The sequence below is a fragment of the Mesorhizobium sp. WSM4844 genome, assembly GCF_055811775.1.
This window is the reverse complement of record NZ_JBVVQB010000003.1, coordinates 139,187-156,894: the sequence shown is the minus strand read 5'-3', so window position 1 is coordinate 156,894 and position 17,708 is coordinate 139,187. Positions and strand designations below refer to the sequence as shown.

Below are 17,708 nucleotides of genomic sequence, written 5' to 3'. Positions count from 1 at the left end.
CGGCGCTCGCTGCTGCTGCTTCGAAGTTATCACAGCGCCGCTTCGGTTTGCCGAGGCGGCGTGCTTGGTCATGCCCCGACCACATGCGGCAAATGCTTAATCCGGCAGCATGTCGGGTCCGTCATCGCATAGCGATTGCCCATTTGCGACCCATGTCGCAAATAAAGTCTTTCCGTTGCCGCCTAGCCGATTGACAGGAAAAGTTTTTCCTGATGTCGCTATGCTGATCGCGACATCCTGTTCGCGCCATTGCAGCGTGAGGGTTACCCTGTGAACGTCGTAAATCATCCGATCAGGCGATCGTTTGTGTTCTTCCTGGTCCCCGATTTCACCATGATCGCCTTTGCAACGGCGCTCGATCCGTTGCGCTCGGCCAACCGGATGCTCGGCTACGAGGCCTACCGCTGGCGGCTCGCCAGCATCGACGGCAAGCCGGTGCGCGCCTCGAACGGCGTCGAATGCGCCGTCGACACCTCGCTGGAGGACGAGCGCAAGAAGATGTCCGGCTCCGAACGGCCGAACATGGCGGTCGTTTGCAGCGGCATCAATGTCGAGCGCTATCAGAACAAATCGGCCTTCGCTTGGCTGCGCGAGGAATACAATCGCGGCGTCGCCATCGGCGGCTTGTGCACTGGCGCTCATATACTGGCCGCCGCCGGCCTGTTGTCCAACAAGCGCTGCGCCATTCATTGGGAGAACCTGCCGGGCTTCTCCGAAGCGTTCCCGAAGGCCAATGTCTTTGCCGACCTCTTCGAGATCGACCAGAACATCTACACCTGCGCCGGCGGCACCGCAGCGCTCGATATGATGCTGAAGCTGATCGGCGACGATTTCGACGACAATCTGGTTAACCGGGTCTGCGAGCAGGTCTTGACTGACCGCGTGCGCAGCCCGACCGATCGCCAGCGCCTGCCGCTGCGCGCACGCCTTGGCGTGCAGAACTCCAAGGTGCTGACCATCATCGAATTGATGGAAGCCAATCTGTCCGAGCCGCTGTCGTTGATCGAGATCGCCGACCATGTCGACCTGTCACGCCGGCAGATCGAGCGCCTGTTCCGCACCGAGATGGGACGATCCCCTGCCCGCTACTATCTGGAGATCCGCCTCGACCGGGCCCGGCACTTGCTGATCCAATCATCGCTGCCGGTGGTCGAAGTGGCGGTCGCTTGCGGCTTCGTCTCCGCCTCGCATTTCTCCAAATGCTACCGCGAGCTCTATGCGCGCTCGCCGCAGCAGGAGCGCGTCGATCGCAAGCAGTTGCTGGTCGCGTAGACAAGACAAGGCAATATCTTGCACGCGTACCTCTGGCGGATGGCGATTGAAGTCTAGCGGGTGTCGAACATCCAGCTTCGGTCGCGCCACATTTTCTCGCCGACCTGGCAATCGGTGGCCGGCTTGTCCTGCGCCAGCACCACTGGCGGATGCGCCGCTTCTTCCGCCGTCCATTGCGGTGAGGGAGGTCCGGCAAGCTCAAGCACCAGCTTGCGGCGGATCGCTTCGGGAAACTGCGTCCACTCATTGACCGGGATCATGAACGCCCCGGGCCCGCCGATGACGCAGTCGGTGTAATAGCGGTCGAGATAGTTGACGTCGTAGACGCTGGTGAAGCCGCCCCGGGTCATCAGCGGCAGGCCGTTGATGGTGATGCCTTGCCTGACCAGTTCGTCACGGATGATGTCGACGGGAGCACCTTGATTGTTGGGGCCATCGCCTGAAATGTCGATGACTCGCTTGACGCCTTGAAAGCCGCTTTCGGCGAAGAGATCGCTGCTGAATTGCAAGGCACCGGAAATCGAGGTGCGCCGCGCGCTGTTGGGCGCATGGGCGGAGAGTTGCTCGACCACCCGCTCGGCGTCGGCACGATTGGCGATCACCGTCCACGGCACGATGATGTGCTGCCATGTCGTGCCGGCCCATTCGACATAGGTGACGGCAATCTTGCCGTAGGCGCCGTCGGCGATGGCCTGCAGGACCGTGTCATGCGTCAGTGCCGCGACATAGCCGCGACGCTGGATTTCGAGTTCGGCCGGCGACATCGACAGCGAAACGTCGACCGCCAGCACCAGTTCGACGTCGACGGGTTCGGCAGCGCGGGAGTCCGGCGCCTGGACGAGCATCAGCACCAGCGCGGCGGCGCCTGAGAGGAGATGTCCTGCGCGGGGAAAAGCAGACATGCCGCAAGGTAAGCGAAAATCGTCGCGCCACAAAGCGAAAAGCCCAGCGCCGGGCTAATGCATGTCGTCCAAAAGCATGCCCTGGGTCACGACTTGCATAAAAACGAGAACTTAAGGCGCGGCGCATGACTCCCCACAAAACGTGACGCGCCTTAAGTCCTTGCATTCACGTTTTTGCGAGTCCGCCCTTCACCTTCTATTGTGGGAGGCTCAGCTGCGTGGTTTGAGGTTCTCCGGGTCGTAGAGCGGCCTGTAGCCGACGGCGGCCACTTCGACCGGGTATGTCTCGCCGAAATACTCGACGTCTAGCTTGCGGCCCTCCTGGCAATACGCCCACGGCAGATAGGCGAGCGCAATGTTCTTGCCGATGGTCGGGCCGTAGGCGACTGAGGTCGTAAAGGATCGGCGGCCGAGTTCGTCGACCAGCGTTTCACCCGTTTGCGGGTCCATCACCGGCATCGTGCCGACGGGATAGCGGGCCACGCCGTTGGAATCGACATTATCCGTCATGACAAGTGTGCAGAGCATGGCCGGCTGATGCGCGCTGGCGCGATAGTCCAGATGCTTTGCCTTGCCGCTGAAATCGGCCTCCTTGACCTTTGGGCGGGCAAGATCGGCCTCCAGCAGATTGTACTCGGTCAAAAGATCCGCATTCTGCAGGCGCAGGCTCTTCTCCATGCGGCGGCTGTTGGCATAGGTCTCGACGCCAAAAGCCATCACGCCGGTCGAACGCAAAGCATCCCATACGGCCAGGCCGTCTTCGTAGCGCATGTGCAGTTCCCAGCCCTGCTCGCCGACATACGAGATCCGGAAAGCGGTCACGTCCTTGCCGGCGATCCTGACAGGCTTGATCGCCGCAAAGGCAAAGTTCTCCGGCGTCAGGCCATCCGGGTCCTCGACGACCTTCTGCAAGGTCGAGCGCGCGTTCGGACCCCAGATGCCGACGGTCACGTATTTCTCGGTCACGTCGGTGATGGCGACATCGAACCCTTTGTCTTCTGCCGTCCGCCGCATGTAGTGGAAGTCGCGCGGGCCGGCATCGGCGCCGTCTATGACGCGGCAGCGGTCGGCCATGCGGATGACGGTCAGGTCGGCGCGCACCATGCCCTCGTCGTCGAGGAAATGGGTGTAGATGCCTTTGCCGATATTGCCGTCGCCGCCGATCCTGGCCGCGCACAGCCACTCCATCAGCGCGACATGATCAGGGCCTTCCACGTCGTACATCGCGAAATGCGACAGGTTGACGATGCCGCAATCCTCGCTCATGGCGAGATGCTCGGCATTGGAGACGCGCCAGAAATGGCGGTTGTCCCACTCGTTTTCGCGCACCGGCACCCGGTTGCCGTATTTCTCGAGCAGGTGCTCGTTGGCGGCATAGCCGTGGGCGCGCTCCCAGCCGCCGAGTTCCATGAAATAGCCGCCGAGTTCCTTCTCGCGCTCCCAGAAGGGCGAGCGGCGCACGTCGCGAGCCTTGGAGAATGGCTCGCGCGGATGGACGGCCGGATTGTAGACCTTCATCGCCGTTTCGGTGCAGCGGTCCCAGATGAACTGCTCTTGCGTCTGGTGCGGATAGAAGCGCGAATAGTCGATGGCGTGGTGGTCGATCGACGTCCTCCCGTCCGTCATCCAGTCGGCGATGAGCTTGCCCATGCCGGGGCCGTCCTTGACCCAGATCGCGACGGCATACCAGAGGCCCCGCACCTTCTGGCTCTCGCCCATGGAGGGGCCGCCGTCTGCCGTCACCTGCAGAAGCCCGTTGAAGGAATGGCTCTCATTGTAGCCCAGTTCGCCCAGGATCGGCGTCAATTCCATGGCGCGCTCGAGCGGCGCCAGGATCTGTTCCATGTCGAGGTCGCGCTGCGAGGGCGAAAGGCGGGCCTGGTCCTTCTCCAGCAGGTCGCGCGGATGACAAAGGCGCGGATTCGTTTCTTCGTAGTAGCCCCACTCGATCTGTCCGCCTTCGGCGGTCTTGGGATCGCCGGTGTCGCGCATGTAGGCCGAGTTGACTTGGTCACGCAGCAGCGGCCAGCCGATCTCCTTGCCGGTGCCGGCGAACTCGGTATAGGGCCCGAAGAAGGTGAGCGGATGGTCGATCGGCATGACCGGCAGGTCCTCGCCGACCATTTCCGCGATCAACCGGCCCCAGATACCTGCGCAAACGATGACGTAGTCGGCTTCGATGGTGCCGCGATCGGTCACCACGCCCTTGATGCGACCGTTCTCGACGACAAGCGACCGGGCCGGCGTGTTGGCGAAGGATTTAAGTTTTCCGGAGGCTTCCGCCTGGTCGACCAGCTTGCCGGCGACCGTTTGCGAGCGCGGGATGACGAGACCGGCATCGGGATCCCACAGGCCGCCCTGCACCATCTCTTCTTCGATCAGCGGGAATTTCTGCTTGATCTCGGCCGGCTCGATCAGCCGGGCACGCGTTCCGAAAGCCTTTGCCGAGGCGATCTTGCGCTTGATCTCCGCCATGCGATCGTCATCGCCGACGCGGGCAACCTCGAGGCCGCCGATACGGGCGTAGTGACCCATCTTTTCATAAAAATCGATGGAGTAGAGCGTCGTCCAGCAGGACAGGAAATCATGGCTGGTGGTGTAGCAGAAGTCGGAAGCATGCGCTGTCGAGCCGATATCGGTCGGAATCCCTGACTTGTCGATGCCGACGATGTCGTCCCATCCGCGCTCGATCAGGTGATGGGCGACCGATGCGCCGACAATACCGCCCAGCCCGACGATGACGACCTTCGCCTTTTCCGGAAACCCTGCCATTGCCCGCGACTCCAAAGTGGTAAAGCGGGCACCGGCGCCCGTTGGTCGGCGCACAATATGCAGGCGACAGCCGCCATGCTACCGCCTGTTTGCGACACGCTGCAAGTGCGACGCGACCCGCAAAAATCAGGTGCTATCGGGCTCCGGGGCTATCCCTCAGGCGAAGGCCCAGATGTCCTCGGCCTGGAAGCCGACCTGGTAGCCGGCGGTCTTCAACTTGACCACGACCTGGCCGATCTCGGCCGCCGGCAACGCACCAACCTCGACCTTGATCATGCCGGGACGGTAGCGCTCGAGGTCGAGCTGCTCGAAGACGATCCAGTCGGCGCCTTCGCAATCGACAAGGAAGGCGTCGATATGGTGATGCCGTTGCGGTCGAGCAGCGTCTGCAATGTCTCCGACGGCACTTCGATATCCCTGAGGTGCGGCGCGAATTTGTTGAAGTTGGCATCGGCCTGGCCCCAGGCATTCTTGCCCGACATCAGATTGGTGTCGGTCACCGACGAGCAGCCGATGAACTCGATCGGCAGCGTGCCAGCCTCGAGTGCGGCGGCATCGAAGGTGTGGACCGTGATCGTTCCCTTGCTCTTCGTCACCGCGACCGGCTCGATGATGAAGCGGCCCGTATCGGTATAGTTGGCGCGCAACCGCTTCTGGTTGTGCGGGATCGGCTCGACCAGTACGGCGCGAGCGTGCGGGATGCGGTGCAGCCACGGCGTCACATCGTCGAACAACACGCCATCGCAGGCGCCGACATTGACCATCTGGAACCGCCTTTTTGCCCCACTGAGGCGCGCCTTCAGCGCGGCCTTCGCCAGGAACTTCGTACCGTGCAGCGACGGCCCGCGATCGAGGATGCCAGCGGGGAGGCCGAGCGACAGCGCGATGCGCGCCAGGCTGGAAACGGAACTCATGACTTGTCTCCAGGAATGACGTGCAATGGCGCGGCGCCGCGCCCTTTGGTGCTCGCTGATGCCCACAACGCCATGAATCGCCCGGCGAGCAGCAGGAACGGCGGGATCAGATTGGGAAAATAGATGCGGGTGTCGTGGATCGGGAAGACCGTGAATTTGGCCAATACGCCGAGCACCAATGCCGCAAACAGAATGCCGGCGCGGCGGTCGAGCTTGAAGCCGGCACGGCTTGAGGCATACCACCCCGCCAGCGCCATCACCGAGACGCCGACCCAGTTATTCAGGCTGACGGCACGGATCAGGGAGGCGGCAAAAGCCCGGAGGTAGGCGACAGCCGAGAACGGCGGATCGAAGCCGGCCATATTGTAGTGCTGCTCGATCGAGGAGAACCACAGATGCGGCCACCAGCCGGGATGCTGCGCCCAGTGGGAGATGGCGAAATAGGCGACGAGCGAGGCGGCAAAGCCGGCCAGCGCGCCCCACGCATTCTGCCGGAAGACCAACAGCAGCACGGCAAAAATAGCAAGAAAAACAATACTGTCGGGCCGAGCCATGAAAGCGAGGAAGAGCAGGATCGCGGTGGCCACTTCACGACCGCGCCTATAGGCAAAGAGCCCGCCGAGGAACAGCGCCGAGCACAGCAGGTCAGGCGTCAACGCCCGCGCCGCGTCGCCGAAATCAGCCATCATCAGCACCGCGCCGAGAACCGGCGCCAGCGCCAGCGCGCCCTCTGAGCGCAGCCAGAGCAGCGCGATCGCGCCGAACAGCAGCACCGAGAACACCTGCAGCAGCCGCATCGCCGCGACCGGCGACATCGCCGAGCTCATCGTCGACAGGATCTCGGCGTAAAGGAACTTGATCCGGTACATGCCGAGCAGCGAATGGAAATCGGCGGCATTCCCGGCCATATGACTGCGGAAGCCGCCGCCATCATCGGTCAGCGCCTTATAGTCGCTCGCCGACAGGCCGTCCCTGACCGTGCCATAGGCATAATCGTGCAGCGCCTGCACATCGCGATAGGTGCCCTCCTCGGCGATCGCAAGGTAGGGCAGCATGTCCCAATTGGCGTCAGGCATGAACCATGCCGTCGCCGCGGTCAGCAGGATGTAGAGCGCGAAGGCAGCCGCGCCGATCGGTGCGGCAAGACGCGCATAAGTGCCCTCGCCCCATGCCAGACTGGCCTTGGTCAGCCGGTCGAGCAGGTTTCTCGGAGCCGGAGACTTGCTCAGCATGGTCTCGCTCGGCGCACCTGGCTAACGAACCTGGCTTTTGACGAAATCCTTCACGATCGACACGATGCCGCGCGACAACAGGCTGTCGAGCGCCTCGACGAAGCGGTCGACATGTTCGCGCTGGCAGATCAGCGGCGGTTCGAGACGGATGACGTTGCGGTTGTATTCGGTGAAGGCAACGAGCACGTCGTAGTCACGCAGCAGCAAAGCACCAACAAAACCGGACAAGGATCCCTTCAGCTTGTCGTCAAGCACGCTGACCACAGGCCGCAGCACCATCGGCAAGGTCTGCGAAAAGTCGTGGAATTCCAGCCCGACCATAAGGCCTTTGCCGCGGACCTCCTTGATGATCCTCGGGTATTTTTCCCGCAACGTCTGCAGGCGTTGCAGCAGATAGTCGCCGGTGACCGCGGCGTTGTCGATCAGCCCCTCGTCGTAAAGCACGTTGAGCGCCTCGATCGAGGTGACGCAGGCCTCGCCCATGCCGCCGAAGGTGGCCATGGCGTGGATCATCGCCGTCTTCGGCGTGCCATAGGCCTTCAAATAGACCTCGCGCCTGGCGATCATCGCGCCGACCGCCGCCTTGCCGCCACCGAGCGACTTTGCCAGCGCCGTCACGTCCGGAACGACGCCGTAGTGCTCGAAGGCATAGAAGCGGCCGGAGCGGCCATAGCCGCACTGCACCTCGTCGGCGACCCACAGAACACCGTATTGGTCACATAGCGCACGCAGCTTCTGCCAGTATTCGGCAGGGGCCTGGATGATGCCGCCGCCGCCCTGGATGGTTTCGAGCACGATGACGCCGACCTCGGGATCGGAGCGGAACGTGCGCTCGACCGCTTCGACGTCGCCGAACGGAATGCGCATGACATTGTCGGCCATCTTGAAGTCGGCGCGATAGAGCGAGCCGTCGGTGATCGCCAGCACGCCCTTGGTCTTGCCGTGGAAGGAATTCTCGGCATAGACGATTTTCGGCCGCTTCGGGCCGGCGGCGCGCTCGGCGAGCTTCACCGCCGCCTCCATGGCTTCCGAGCCGGAAGAGCCCAGAAACACCATATCGAGGTCGCCGGGCGAGCATTTGGCGAGATTGTGCGCCAGGGCCGCCGCATATTGCGACATGAAGGCGATGGCGATCTCCTGCCGCTTCTCCTCTTGGAACTTTTTGCGCGCCTCGAGAAGGCGCGGATGATTGTGGCCGAAGGCCAGCGAGCCGAAGCCGCCGAAGAAATCGAGGATCTTGCGGCCGTTCTGGTCGATGTAGAACATGCCTTCGGCGCGCTCGACCTTGATCTTGTGGAAGCCGAGCAGCTTCATGAAATGCAGCTGGCCGGGGTTGAGATGCGCCTTGAACAGGTCGGTCATGCGCGCGACGTCCATCGCCTTGGCCTGCTCGACGCTGATCAGATCGGGCTTGGCGGTGGTGGCGGGCGAAAGCGCCGGCCCGCTGACCGTGGCGCGCGCAGTCGTGTGGTCTGGCTTGGTCATGACGGTCATCTCAAGAATCTCCTGCTGGCGCATCACTCGGCGGGCACATGTTTGGCGGCGACGGCATGGCCGTCTTTCTTGGCGCGATATTCGCTGTAGGCGGCGATCAGCATGTCCTCGTCGCGATATTGCGGCACCCAGCCGAGCTGGCGTTCGGCCTTGGACACGTCGAGCACGCAATCCTCGTCGGCGATCAGATACTGCTCCGGATCCATGATCGGCATGTTGAAGCGGTCGAGCAGGTCGAGCGTGCGCTTGACGGCCCAGCCCGGCGTCGGGATCAGCATCGATTTCGACCCGGCATGCCTGATCAGGTCGCCGAGCAGTTTCCGGACCGGCGGCGGGTTGAGCGAGCCAAGATTATAGGCCTCATCAGGCACGCCGGCTCTCCAGGCGGCGCGCGCCGCCTCGGCGCAGTCGAACACCGAGATGAACTGATACGGGTTCTTGCCCGAGCCGATCATTGGCACCGGGAGGTTCCAGTCGATCAGCTTGAACAGCTTTTCGAGGATGCCGAGGCGGCCGGGGCCGATGATCAGGCGCGGCCGAAACAGCGAGATCGACATGCCGCGCTTGCGCCATTCGACGGCCAGTTCCTCGGTCTTCTGCTTCGACCAGCCATATTCGCCGAGCGGCGCGACCGGGTGCTCCTCGGTCATTGGTTGTGTGACCGTGTGGCCGTAGATCATGTCGGTCGTGTAATGGACGAGCTTGGGCGCGCCGGCTCTGTCCATCGCCTGCATGATATGCTCGGTGCCGTGGAAATTCACCGGGAAGAAGAATTCGTGGCGCCTGGCGCGCACCTGGATCGGCGACAGCATTTTCGCCGACAGATTGTAGACCATGTCGTCGGCCTTCAGCCCAACCGAAGCGACCGAGGCCGGATCGGTGACGTCGCACCTGACATATCGGACCGAGCGGTAATGCGGCAGGTCGCTTTTGGCGATATCTGCGACGACCACCTCCTCGCCATCGGCCAGGAGTTTCGGGGCAAGGTGGCGGCCCACGAAACCGTCGCCGCCGAAGATCACATGTCTCATCGAACGATCCCACTTTGAATCTTGTCGGACGAAAAGGAGGCCGTTTCCTCGTCATGCCCGCGACCACCCAAATCCCGGCTATCCAAATCCCGGCCACCCAGATCCCGGCCACTTTGGGCGATCAGCACCGTGCCGACGCAGATGAAAGCGATGCCGGCGATACGCCAGCCATTGAGGTCTTCGCGGAAGATGAAATAGGCGAAGATCGCAACGGCGACATAGGCGAGGCTGAGGAACGGATAGGCGAAGCTGAGCTCTACCTTGGACAGCACATAGATGTGCGCCGCCATCGAGATGACGAAGGTGCACAGGCCGAAGAAAACCCATGGGCTGAAGACGATCTGCAACAGCTTCAGCAACGGATTGCTGCCCTCGAAGGAAATCGGACCGAGTGACATCATGCCCTGCTTCAGCATGAGTTGCGCGGCGGCGTTGGTCATGACCGTGAACAGAATTGAGACGATGTATTTCATGTTTTTCTCATCAACCTTTTTCGTTCTACTGAAAACTTCCAAACATTTCGTGAAGCACGAAAAAGTTCGAGGAAAGCTTGAATTATCGATCTGTTTACCACGAACTATTCGAATGTTATCTATTCCGCGGCTTCGGCGGCTCCGTGTCGCGCCTCGAGCCTTTTCGCCGTTCGCGCCCAGAAACTCGACATGAAGGCGGGATCGCGGATCGCTTCGAGGCGTTGCCATTCCGGAAAGGACGCTGCGAAAACGTCGTCGCCCATGCGGGCATCCTTGTAGGGATTGACCGCACCACCGGCCTCGACCGTGATTTGGTCGAGCTCCTTCAGCAGCGCCAGCGTCGCCCTGCCACGGTTGGGGAAATCCAGCGTCAACGTGAAACCCGGCCGCGGGAACGACAGCAGTGCCGGCGAGCGGACCCCGCCGAAGCGCTTCAGGACTGTGAGGAACGAGCCCTGCCCGGCCCGTTTTGCCGCCGCAAGCAACGCCGGCACCACTCGGCGCGCGACGTCTTCCGGCATCACGCTCTGGTGCTGGAAAAGTCCATTCGGTCCATAGAGGCGGTTCCAGTTGCCGACGCCGTCGAGCGGAAAGAAGAAACCCTGGTAGCCGACCTGACGCGCCTCCGTCGACCGGCCTTTCTTCCACCGGTAGGCGGCATTGAAGGCAGTCAGGAACGGCCGGTTGAGCACGTTGAACGGCGGCTGGAACGGCACCGAAAGATTTCCACCGGCACGCAAGGCCACATGGGAGCCATGCTCGGCGTGATTGCCGGTGAACAGCAGCCCGCGCCCGCGACTGTGGCCGCCGGCAAGCTGGTCGATCCAGGCGACGACGTATTCGTTGGCCTGATCGGCCGCTTCTGCAAGTTCGAAGAACTCGCCGAGATCACGGAACGGCGTCACCTTCTCGATGATGTCGAGCGATGGCACCCTCATCAGCCGGATCGATGCGGACAGTATCAGGCCAGTCAGCCCCATGCCGCCGATCGTCGCCGCGAACTGGCGTTCATTCTCGGTGGCCGAGCTGTAATGGGCCTGTCCGTCCGATCTGAGCAGCGTCAAGGATTCGACGTGGCAGCCGAAGGTGCCGCGCCGGTGATGGTTCTTGCCGTGAACGTCGTTGGCGATGGCGCCGCCGAGGGTGACGAACTGCGTGCCCGGAACGACGGCGGGAAAGAAGCCGTATGGCGCTGCATGGGCGATGATGTCGGACAGAAGCACGCCGGCCTCGGCCTCGATCACGCCGGTCTCGGCATTGAAGGCGCGGATCCTGTTCAGCGGCCGCATATCGATGATAGTGCCGGCCCCATTCTGGCAGGAATCGCCATAGGAGCGGCCGTTGCCGTAGGCGAGCAAAGCGTTTCTTGTCGCCTTGCCGCTCTTCAGCAACGCAACAGCGTCGTCCGCCGGGATCACATTGAGTGCCGGTGGCGTGGCAAGACCGAAGCTCTGGAACCGCTCCTGCCCCACGCCTACCAGCCTCCGACGACCAGAAATACAGCGCCGATGAGCACGACGATCTGGCTGCGCCAGTCGCGGATGATGAAGACGACCGGATCGTCATGCATCTGGTCGCGGCGGGCGAGAATCCAGACGCGCATGGTCAGGTAAAGCACGATCGGCGCCAGCGGCCAGACCAGCCAAGGATGCGGATAAAGTTCGCGCACCGCAGCGCTGTCCATATAGAGCGCCAGCACCAGCGCCGAGGAAAAGGCCGACGCCATGCCCGCCTGGGCGACGATCTCCTGGTCTTCGGTGCGGTAGCCGCGGCCGGCAATGCGCTCGCCGGCCGGAATGGCGGTCGTGCGCAGCTCGACAAACCGCTTCACCAGCGCCAGCGACAGGAAAAAGAAGATCGAGAAGGCCAGCAGCCAGAAAGAGACGTCGACGCCGGTTGCCGCGGCGCCCGCCAGAACGCGGATCGTGTAGAGACCGGCCAATGTCAGCACGTCGATCAGAAGCATGCGCTTGAACGACAGCGAATAGCCGGTGGTGATGACCATGTAGCCGCCGAGTACGCCGAGGAATTCGATCGGCAGCAGAAGCCCTGCAGCAACGCCTGTTGCGAGCAGCACCATCATTGAACCGAGGCCGAACGGGATCGACAGCGCGCCGCTGGCGAATGGCCGGTTGCGCTTGGTCGGGTGTTTGCGGTCGAGCGCGAGATCGAAGAAATCATTGAGGATGTAGATGGCGGAAGCGACCGCGCTGAACGAGACGAATGCCAGCAGGCATTCCCAGATCATGTCGGCGTTGAAGTATTCGTGCGACAGCACCATCGGCACTGCGATCAGCGAGTTTTTCAGCCACTGATGAACGCGCAGCATCTTGACGATGGTTCTGAATGTCGGTTTCGGCGCCGGCATGATTTCAGCACTGTGCGCGGCCTGCCAGCGCGCGGCATGACGGTCGGGCGCGACGACGATTGCCGTGCGCGCGGCGTCGAATACCTTAAGGTCGTGCCGACTGTTGCCGGCATAGTCGAAGCCGCCATCGCCATAGGCTGCGACAAGCGAGGCGCGCTTTCTGCCTGACGTCATGTTGTGGGGGCCGTCAGCCGCCAGGACGCGATCGAATATCCCGAGATGTGCGGCGATCGCCTCGGCGAATTTACGCGGCGTCCCGGTCGCCAGCACGATCTTGCGGCCTTCGCCATGTTCGGTGCGAAGGCGCTGAAGCAGCGCCTCGCGGTAGGGCAGCGACGCAGGATCGATGTCGATGCGTTGAGCGATGGCCTGCTTCAACCGCGCCGGCCCGCCGGCGAGCCAGAACGGCACCAGGAAAACATAGAGCGGATTCTTCTTGAGAAGGATGAACAGACCTTCCCACAACAGGTCCGTCGCGATCAGCGTGCCGTCGAGATCGACAGCAAGCGGGATTGCGTTCCTGTCCGACCGCGCATCCATTCTTCGTCGCCCTGCCTAAAAGCGCATGATCCCGAAAGCCGACCTTTCGGAAAGGATCAGGCGCCGATCCAAAACCCCATGCTTCGGCGTCTTCGGCCCGATATAGCGGGCAACAGCGCAGCGATCGTTAAAGCGTCCGGCCCGGCCTGGCTTGCGTGACGGTATTTTCCCTTTCATCGTTAAGTTTCGATAACCCGAAACGATCAAAGGCCGGGCATTTGCCCGGCCTTCTAAATACTAGTCAACGTTTTTTGACGCGGTTACTTGATGCGGGCGACGCCGCCAGAGATTTCGATTGTTTCCGAACCGGTCAGCGCTTCGAGGTCGCCATTCGGCATGGTAACGAAACAGCCGGTCGGGCAGAATTCAGCGGTTTCGCCGGCGGCCAGCGCCAGCTCCGTCTTGCCACCGCCTTCGGTCACGACGAGTGTGCGGGTCTCGGCGTCCTTGTTGGTGGCGCTGGCGGCAAAGGCTGAACCGCCCACGGCAAGAAAAGCGATGGCGGCGACGAGCGACTTCCACATTTGCAGTATCGGTGTTGCCACCGCCTCTGTTGCATTTCGCAAGGCATTCCCGCCCTTTGCATGTGAGCTTATATGAGATGCAAGCTGAACGGCAACTGAATGCCGCATTCATGCCGCAATTGCTTTGGCTGCGTCGGAAGCGCAGGTATCAGCCGTTCGCAGGCCGGCTGAATATCAATAAACCCTAATCGGGATCCGGCTTGCGGGTCTTGCGCCCGGATCTGGCCAGGCGTTTCGTCTCGGCCACGGCTTCCGCCTTTGCTTGCTCCTGTTCGGCAAAATCGACTTCGATCTTGTCGTCATCGATCGGCCACGCCTCATGCGTCTTGGTCTCGACGACGGCGCGCGGCGCCGACGGAATTTCGATATGCTGATCGGCGAACTCGTCGAGGACGGCAAACCGAATGTCGTTCTGCACGATGTTGCCGTTCATCACGTCGGCCAGGAACACACGGATTTCGAATTCGAGAGCGGCCGCCCCGAAATTGGTGAACAGCACGAAGGGTTCCGGATTTTTCAGCACCAGCGGATGGCCGCGCGCAATCTCCAACAGCACAGCATGGGCCTGCTTGACGTCGCTGCCGTAGGCGACGCCGACCTTGATGTCGATGCGACCGAGCTTGTTGCGGTGCGTCCAGTTGCCGACGGCATTGTTGATCAGGTTTGAATTGGGCAGGATCACCGACTGCCGCTGGAACGTCTCGATCTCGGTAGCGCGCACGCTGATCTTCTTGACCGTGCCGCTGATCTCACCGGCGACGATCCAGTCGCCGACCTTGAACGGCCGCTCGGCCAAGAGGATCAGGCCGGAGACGAAGTTGGAGACGACATTCTGCAGGCCAAACCCGATACCGAGCGACAGGGCGCCGGCGACAAGCGCCAGGTTGGAGAGATCGATGCCCGCCGCCGAGACGCCGACGAGGGCTGCGAGCGCGACGCCGGCATAGCCGACCGCCAGCCGGATCGAGTTGCGCACGCCGGTATCGACCTTGCCGCGCGCCATCACCGAGCCGTCGAGCCAGCCCTGGAACCAGCGCGTCAGGAAATAGCCGATGATGAAGACGACGATGCCGGTCAGGATGCCGGTCACCGAGATCGTCACGGAGCCGACGGTGAGGCCCGTCGCCAGCTTGTAGGCCCAGGCCTCGATGTCGCCGGGCTGGAAGCCCCACATCAACAGGATCAGCGGCAGGAACACCAGCACGATCATCAGGTTGATGGCGACGCTGACGACCAGGCCGAGCTGGTCGAGCGCGGACTCCTCATAACTGGAATTGGTCGATAGCCAGCGCCCGATCGACGTGTTGGCAAAGCCACCTTCCTCGCTGATCGCCCGCGCTGACAGGAAGCCGATATAGGCGGTCACCAGAATGGTACCGGTGACCACGACCTGCAGCGAGACGAAGATGGCAAGGCCGATATAGCCGAGCAGCGCCGTGGCAATGGTGAAAAGGCCTAGCGCGACAGCGGTGTAGCGCAGCCACGCCGGCCAGGGGCGCCAGCTTCCGTCGGTGGCCTTGAACGGCTTCAGCAGCGCCATCAGGATCAGGATGATGCCGACGATGACGGTGGCGACAAAACTTCTGGCGATGGTCAGAGACAGCGGCGAGCCCATCGTGTCGTTGACCACCGACAGGAAATAGTTGACGCCGATCACCACCGCCATGGCGGTCGTCAGCCGCACCAGCCAGCGTGCCGGGCCTGATTCAACGGGGATGAGCCGCCAGTTCGGCAGCCGCGGCTCCAGCGTCGCATTGGCCAGTCGGTTGACGCAGAACACCACCGCGATGACCCCGACCAGCGCCTTCAGGAAAACGCCAATGTCGCCGCGCAACACATTGTAATAGTTGAAAAAGAACACGGTCGAGACCAGGAAGACGCCGACCGCCAGCGTCGGCAGCAATGTCGACCAGAACGCCACCGACAACCGGCTGAGATAGGACGGATCTTCGACCGACGGGTCCGCTTCGAAGATGCGCCCGAACAAACGCCGCCCACCGACAAAAAGCACCGCCGCCAGGGAAAGCGCCGTCAAGGTCGCGGCCAGCACGGCCTGGAACTTGAACTTGAAGACAAAGGCCAGCCACGACGACACTGCCTTGTTGAAGCCGGTAAATTCACCATTGGCATCGGAAATGACTTCAGGGCTCAACGCGTCGGACAGCACGTAGCGCTTGGTGAGCAGATTGCGAAACAGCTCGCTGCGCATATTGGCGATCTTGGCGATGAGGCCGCTGATTCGGATCGACAGGTTTTGCGCCGCGGCGATGACAGCATTGATCTCGGCCTTTTCGGACGCCAGCGCCTGGCGTTCGCTGGTCACGATGTCGGGTTCGGGTGGCTGGCCCGCGGCCGGCGGCGCCGCGAGCTGATCGAGCCTTGCGTTGATCTCCGAAAGGCGCGGGCGGAAGACAAGCGCGCTGTCCAGCGCACCTCGCGACATTTCCTCGAGCTGCAGGCGGATGTCGACAAGGCTGGCGTCGTCGTCACCGTCCTCCTGGATTTTTTTTTCGAGATTGTCGGTCCTCGTCGTCAGGTCCTGCAGGATTTTCTGCTGGTCGGCGACCACTCCAGAGGCAGCCTGCTCAAGCCCCTGCGCCGCCGCATCAAGCGACAGCGGCGCCGAGGCGACGATCGCCAGGACCAGAACGAAGCGGAGCAGTCGGAAAAGCATGATCGTTTGGCGACTCACAGGCGGTAAGGCGTTCTAAAGCTCGCCCTTGATAAAGACGCTGATACCGGGGAGCAAGCCGTCCCGCCCTGCCCGCCCTTCGGAGTCGGCCAGTCGAAAAGCGATGGCGCAATATTGGCTTTGCGGCACCGGCCTGCTCTATAATGTGCCGCATCGCCCAAAACGGCTGACGAAAAGCCAGAACGGACAACAAAAAGAATGGCGGAATATTCGGCCTTCTCGCTTCTCAAAAATGCGCTGACCGGCAACAAGGACTGGAAACCGGCCTGGCGCAAGCCGGACCCGAAGGCGTCCTACGACGTGATCGTCATCGGCGGTGGCGGCCATGGCCTGTCGACCGCCTATTATCTCGCCAAGGAGCACGGCATCACCAACGTGGCAGTGCTGGAAAAGGGCTGGCTCGGCTCCGGCAATGTCGGCCGCAACACGACAGCCGTCCGCTCCAACTACCTGCTGCCGGCCAACACGCGCTTCTACGAACATTCGATGAAGCTGTGGGAGAACCTGTCGCACGATCTCAACTACAACGTGATGTTCTCGCAGCGCGGCTGCCTCAACCTCGCGCACACGCCCGCCCAGCTCGACGATTTTGCCCGCCGCGGCAACGCCATGCGCCATCTCGGCGTCGACGCCGAACTGATGACCACGGCCGAGATCGCGCGCCTGGTGCCGGCGCTGGACGTCTCCGCCACGGCGCGCTTCCCAATCGTCGGCGGCCTGATGCAGCGGCGCGCCGGCACCGCCCGCCACGATGCCGTCGCCTGGGGCTATGCGCGCGGCGCCGACCGCCGTGGTGTCGACATCATCGAGAATTGCGAGGTCACCGGCTTCCTGCGCGACGGCGACCGCATATCAGGCGTCTCGACGTCGCGCGGAGATATCCGCGCCAGGAAGGTGGCGGTCGCGGTGGCCGGCAGCACCGGGCAAGTCATGCGGCTCGCCGGCATCGATACGATGCCGATCGAGAGCCACGTGCTGCAGGCTTTTGTGACGGAATCGCTGAAGCCGTTCATCAACACAGTCCTGACTTTCGGCATGGGCCATTTCTACATGTCGCAGTCGGACAAGGGCGGCCTTGTCTATGGCGGCGATCTCGACGGCTACAACAGCTACGCCCAGCGCGGCAGTTTGCCTGTTGTCGATGAGGTGATGAGCGAGATGCTGGCGCTGTTTCCGGGTCTCGCCCGGGTTCGCATGCTGCGTTCCTGGGGCGGCGTCTGCGACATGTCGATGGACGGTTCTCCGATCATCACCACCGGCCCGCTGCCGGGCATGTATCTCAACTGCGGCTGGTGCTACGGCGGCTTCAAGGCGACGCCGGCCTCCGGCTGGTGCTTTGCTTGGACCATCGCCAAGGATGAACCGCACGACTTCAACGCGCCCTTCACGCTGGATCGCTTCCATCGCGGACTGGTGATCGACGACAAGGGCCAGGGCGCGACACCGCGGCTGCATTAGACCATGATCCCGAACCGCAGGTCGGCGTAACAAGAG

The 17,708-nt window shown here is 62.5% G+C and carries 12 protein-coding genes and 1 pseudogene; 2 read left to right on the top strand and 11 right to left on the bottom strand.

The genetic code is table 11. The annotated features are described in order from the left end of the window. The first annotated feature begins 270 nt into the window (after positions 1 to 270). Positions 271 to 1,272, top strand: coding sequence for a GlxA family transcriptional regulator (locus AC0L2A_RS04430; RefSeq protein ID WP_128246512.1), 1,002 nt, complete (start codon positions 271 to 273; stop codon positions 1,270 to 1,272). Between the two features lie 53 nt (positions 1,273 to 1,325). Here AC0L2A_RS04430 and AC0L2A_RS04425 read toward each other — a convergent pair whose 3' ends face one another. The 11 genes and pseudogenes from AC0L2A_RS04425 to AC0L2A_RS04375 form a co-directional block, all read right to left on the bottom strand. Next, on the bottom strand, positions 1,326 to 2,174 hold the full coding sequence (locus AC0L2A_RS04425) for a DUF1194 domain-containing protein (protein WP_473607730.1): 849 nt from the start codon (positions 2,172 to 2,174) through the stop codon (positions 1,326 to 1,328). A 210-nt stretch (positions 2,175 to 2,384) separates the two neighbouring features. Then, on the bottom strand, positions 2,385 to 4,946 hold the full coding sequence (locus AC0L2A_RS04420; protein ID WP_473607729.1) for a GcvT family protein: 2,562 nt from the start codon (positions 4,944 to 4,946) through the stop codon (positions 2,385 to 2,387). A 156-nt stretch (positions 4,947 to 5,102) separates the two neighbouring features. Then, a pseudogene (locus tag AC0L2A_RS04415) lies at positions 5,103 to 5,860 on the bottom strand (FkbM family methyltransferase). Continuing rightward, a complete protein-coding gene (locus AC0L2A_RS04410; protein ID WP_473607727.1) occupies positions 5,857 to 7,092 on the bottom strand; it encodes a hypothetical protein in 1,236 nt (411 codons plus the stop codon). The pseudogene AC0L2A_RS04415 and the gene AC0L2A_RS04410 overlap by 4 nt, the downstream one beginning before the upstream one ends. A 21-nt stretch (positions 7,093 to 7,113) precedes the next feature. Further along, positions 7,114 to 8,586, bottom strand: a complete 1,473-nt coding sequence (locus AC0L2A_RS04405; RefSeq protein ID WP_473607726.1) for an aspartate aminotransferase family protein — start codon at positions 8,584 to 8,586, stop codon at positions 7,114 to 7,116. A 23-nt stretch (positions 8,587 to 8,609) separates the two neighbouring features. Next, positions 8,610 to 9,617: an NAD-dependent epimerase/dehydratase family protein gene (locus AC0L2A_RS04400; RefSeq protein ID WP_473522036.1), complete on the bottom strand. Its 1,008-nt coding sequence runs from the start codon at positions 9,615 to 9,617 to the stop codon at positions 8,610 to 8,612. Next, positions 9,614 to 10,090, bottom strand: a complete 477-nt coding sequence (locus AC0L2A_RS04395) for an EamA family transporter (RefSeq protein WP_091594437.1) — start codon at positions 10,088 to 10,090, stop codon at positions 9,614 to 9,616. The genes AC0L2A_RS04400 and AC0L2A_RS04395 overlap by 4 nt, the downstream gene beginning before the upstream one ends. A gap of 119 nt (positions 10,091 to 10,209) precedes the next feature. Beyond that, positions 10,210 to 11,562, bottom strand: coding sequence for an FAD-binding oxidoreductase (locus AC0L2A_RS04390; RefSeq protein ID WP_473607725.1), 1,353 nt, complete (start codon positions 11,560 to 11,562; stop codon positions 10,210 to 10,212). Between the two features lie 2 nt (positions 11,563 to 11,564). Continuing rightward, positions 11,565 to 12,998, bottom strand: a complete 1,434-nt coding sequence (locus tag AC0L2A_RS04385; protein ID WP_473607723.1) for a UbiA family prenyltransferase — start codon at positions 12,996 to 12,998, stop codon at positions 11,565 to 11,567. 260 nt (positions 12,999 to 13,258) lie between these two features. Beyond that, the gene (locus tag AC0L2A_RS04380) at positions 13,259 to 13,522 is read right to left on the bottom strand and encodes a hypothetical protein (RefSeq protein ID WP_023798910.1); all 264 of its coding nucleotides are present in this window, start codon (positions 13,520 to 13,522) and stop codon (positions 13,259 to 13,261) included. Between the two features lie 184 nt (positions 13,523 to 13,706). Then, a complete protein-coding gene (locus tag AC0L2A_RS04375) occupies positions 13,707 to 16,196 on the bottom strand; it encodes a mechanosensitive ion channel family protein (protein WP_473607722.1) in 2,490 nt (829 codons plus the stop codon). 216 nt (positions 16,197 to 16,412) lie between these two features. Between AC0L2A_RS04375 and AC0L2A_RS04370 the strand changes: the two genes are divergently transcribed. Continuing rightward, complete coding sequence (locus AC0L2A_RS04370) at positions 16,413 to 17,672, top strand: sarcosine oxidase subunit beta (RefSeq protein WP_473607721.1); 1,260 nt, start codon at positions 16,413 to 16,415, stop codon at positions 17,670 to 17,672. The last annotated feature ends 36 nt before the right edge of the window (positions 17,673 to 17,708 follow it).

Excerpts from the sequence above, each read along its gene's own strand:
- AC0L2A_RS04425 (WP_473607730.1), bottom strand. The coding sequence starts at position 2,174 with ATGTCTGCTTTTCCCCGCGCAGGACATCTCCTCTCAGGCGCCGCCGCG.
- AC0L2A_RS04420 (WP_473607729.1), bottom strand. The coding sequence starts at position 4,946 with ATGGCAGGGTTTCCGGAAAAGGCGAAGGTCGTCATCGTCGGGCTGGGC.
- AC0L2A_RS04410 (WP_473607727.1), bottom strand. The coding sequence starts at position 7,092 with ATGCTGAGCAAGTCTCCGGCTCCGAGAAACCTGCTCGACCGGCTGACC.
- AC0L2A_RS04405 (WP_473607726.1), bottom strand. The coding sequence starts at position 8,586 with ATGACCGTCATGACCAAGCCAGACCACACGACTGCGCGCGCCACGGTC.
- AC0L2A_RS04400 (WP_473522036.1), bottom strand. The coding sequence starts at position 9,617 with ATGAGACATGTGATCTTCGGCGGCGACGGTTTCGTGGGCCGCCACCTT.
- AC0L2A_RS04395 (WP_091594437.1), bottom strand. The coding sequence starts at position 10,090 with ATGAAATACATCGTCTCAATTCTGTTCACGGTCATGACCAACGCCGCC.
- AC0L2A_RS04385 (WP_473607723.1), bottom strand. The coding sequence starts at position 12,998 with ATGGATGCGCGGTCGGACAGGAACGCAATCCCGCTTGCTGTCGATCTC.
- AC0L2A_RS04380 (WP_023798910.1), bottom strand. The coding sequence starts at position 13,522 with ATGTGGAAGTCGCTCGTCGCCGCCATCGCTTTTCTTGCCGTGGGCGGT.
- AC0L2A_RS04375 (WP_473607722.1), bottom strand. The coding sequence starts at position 16,196 with ATGCTTTTCCGACTGCTCCGCTTCGTTCTGGTCCTGGCGATCGTCGCC.
- AC0L2A_RS04370 (WP_473607721.1), top strand. The coding sequence starts at position 16,413 with ATGGCGGAATATTCGGCCTTCTCGCTTCTCAAAAATGCGCTGACCGGC.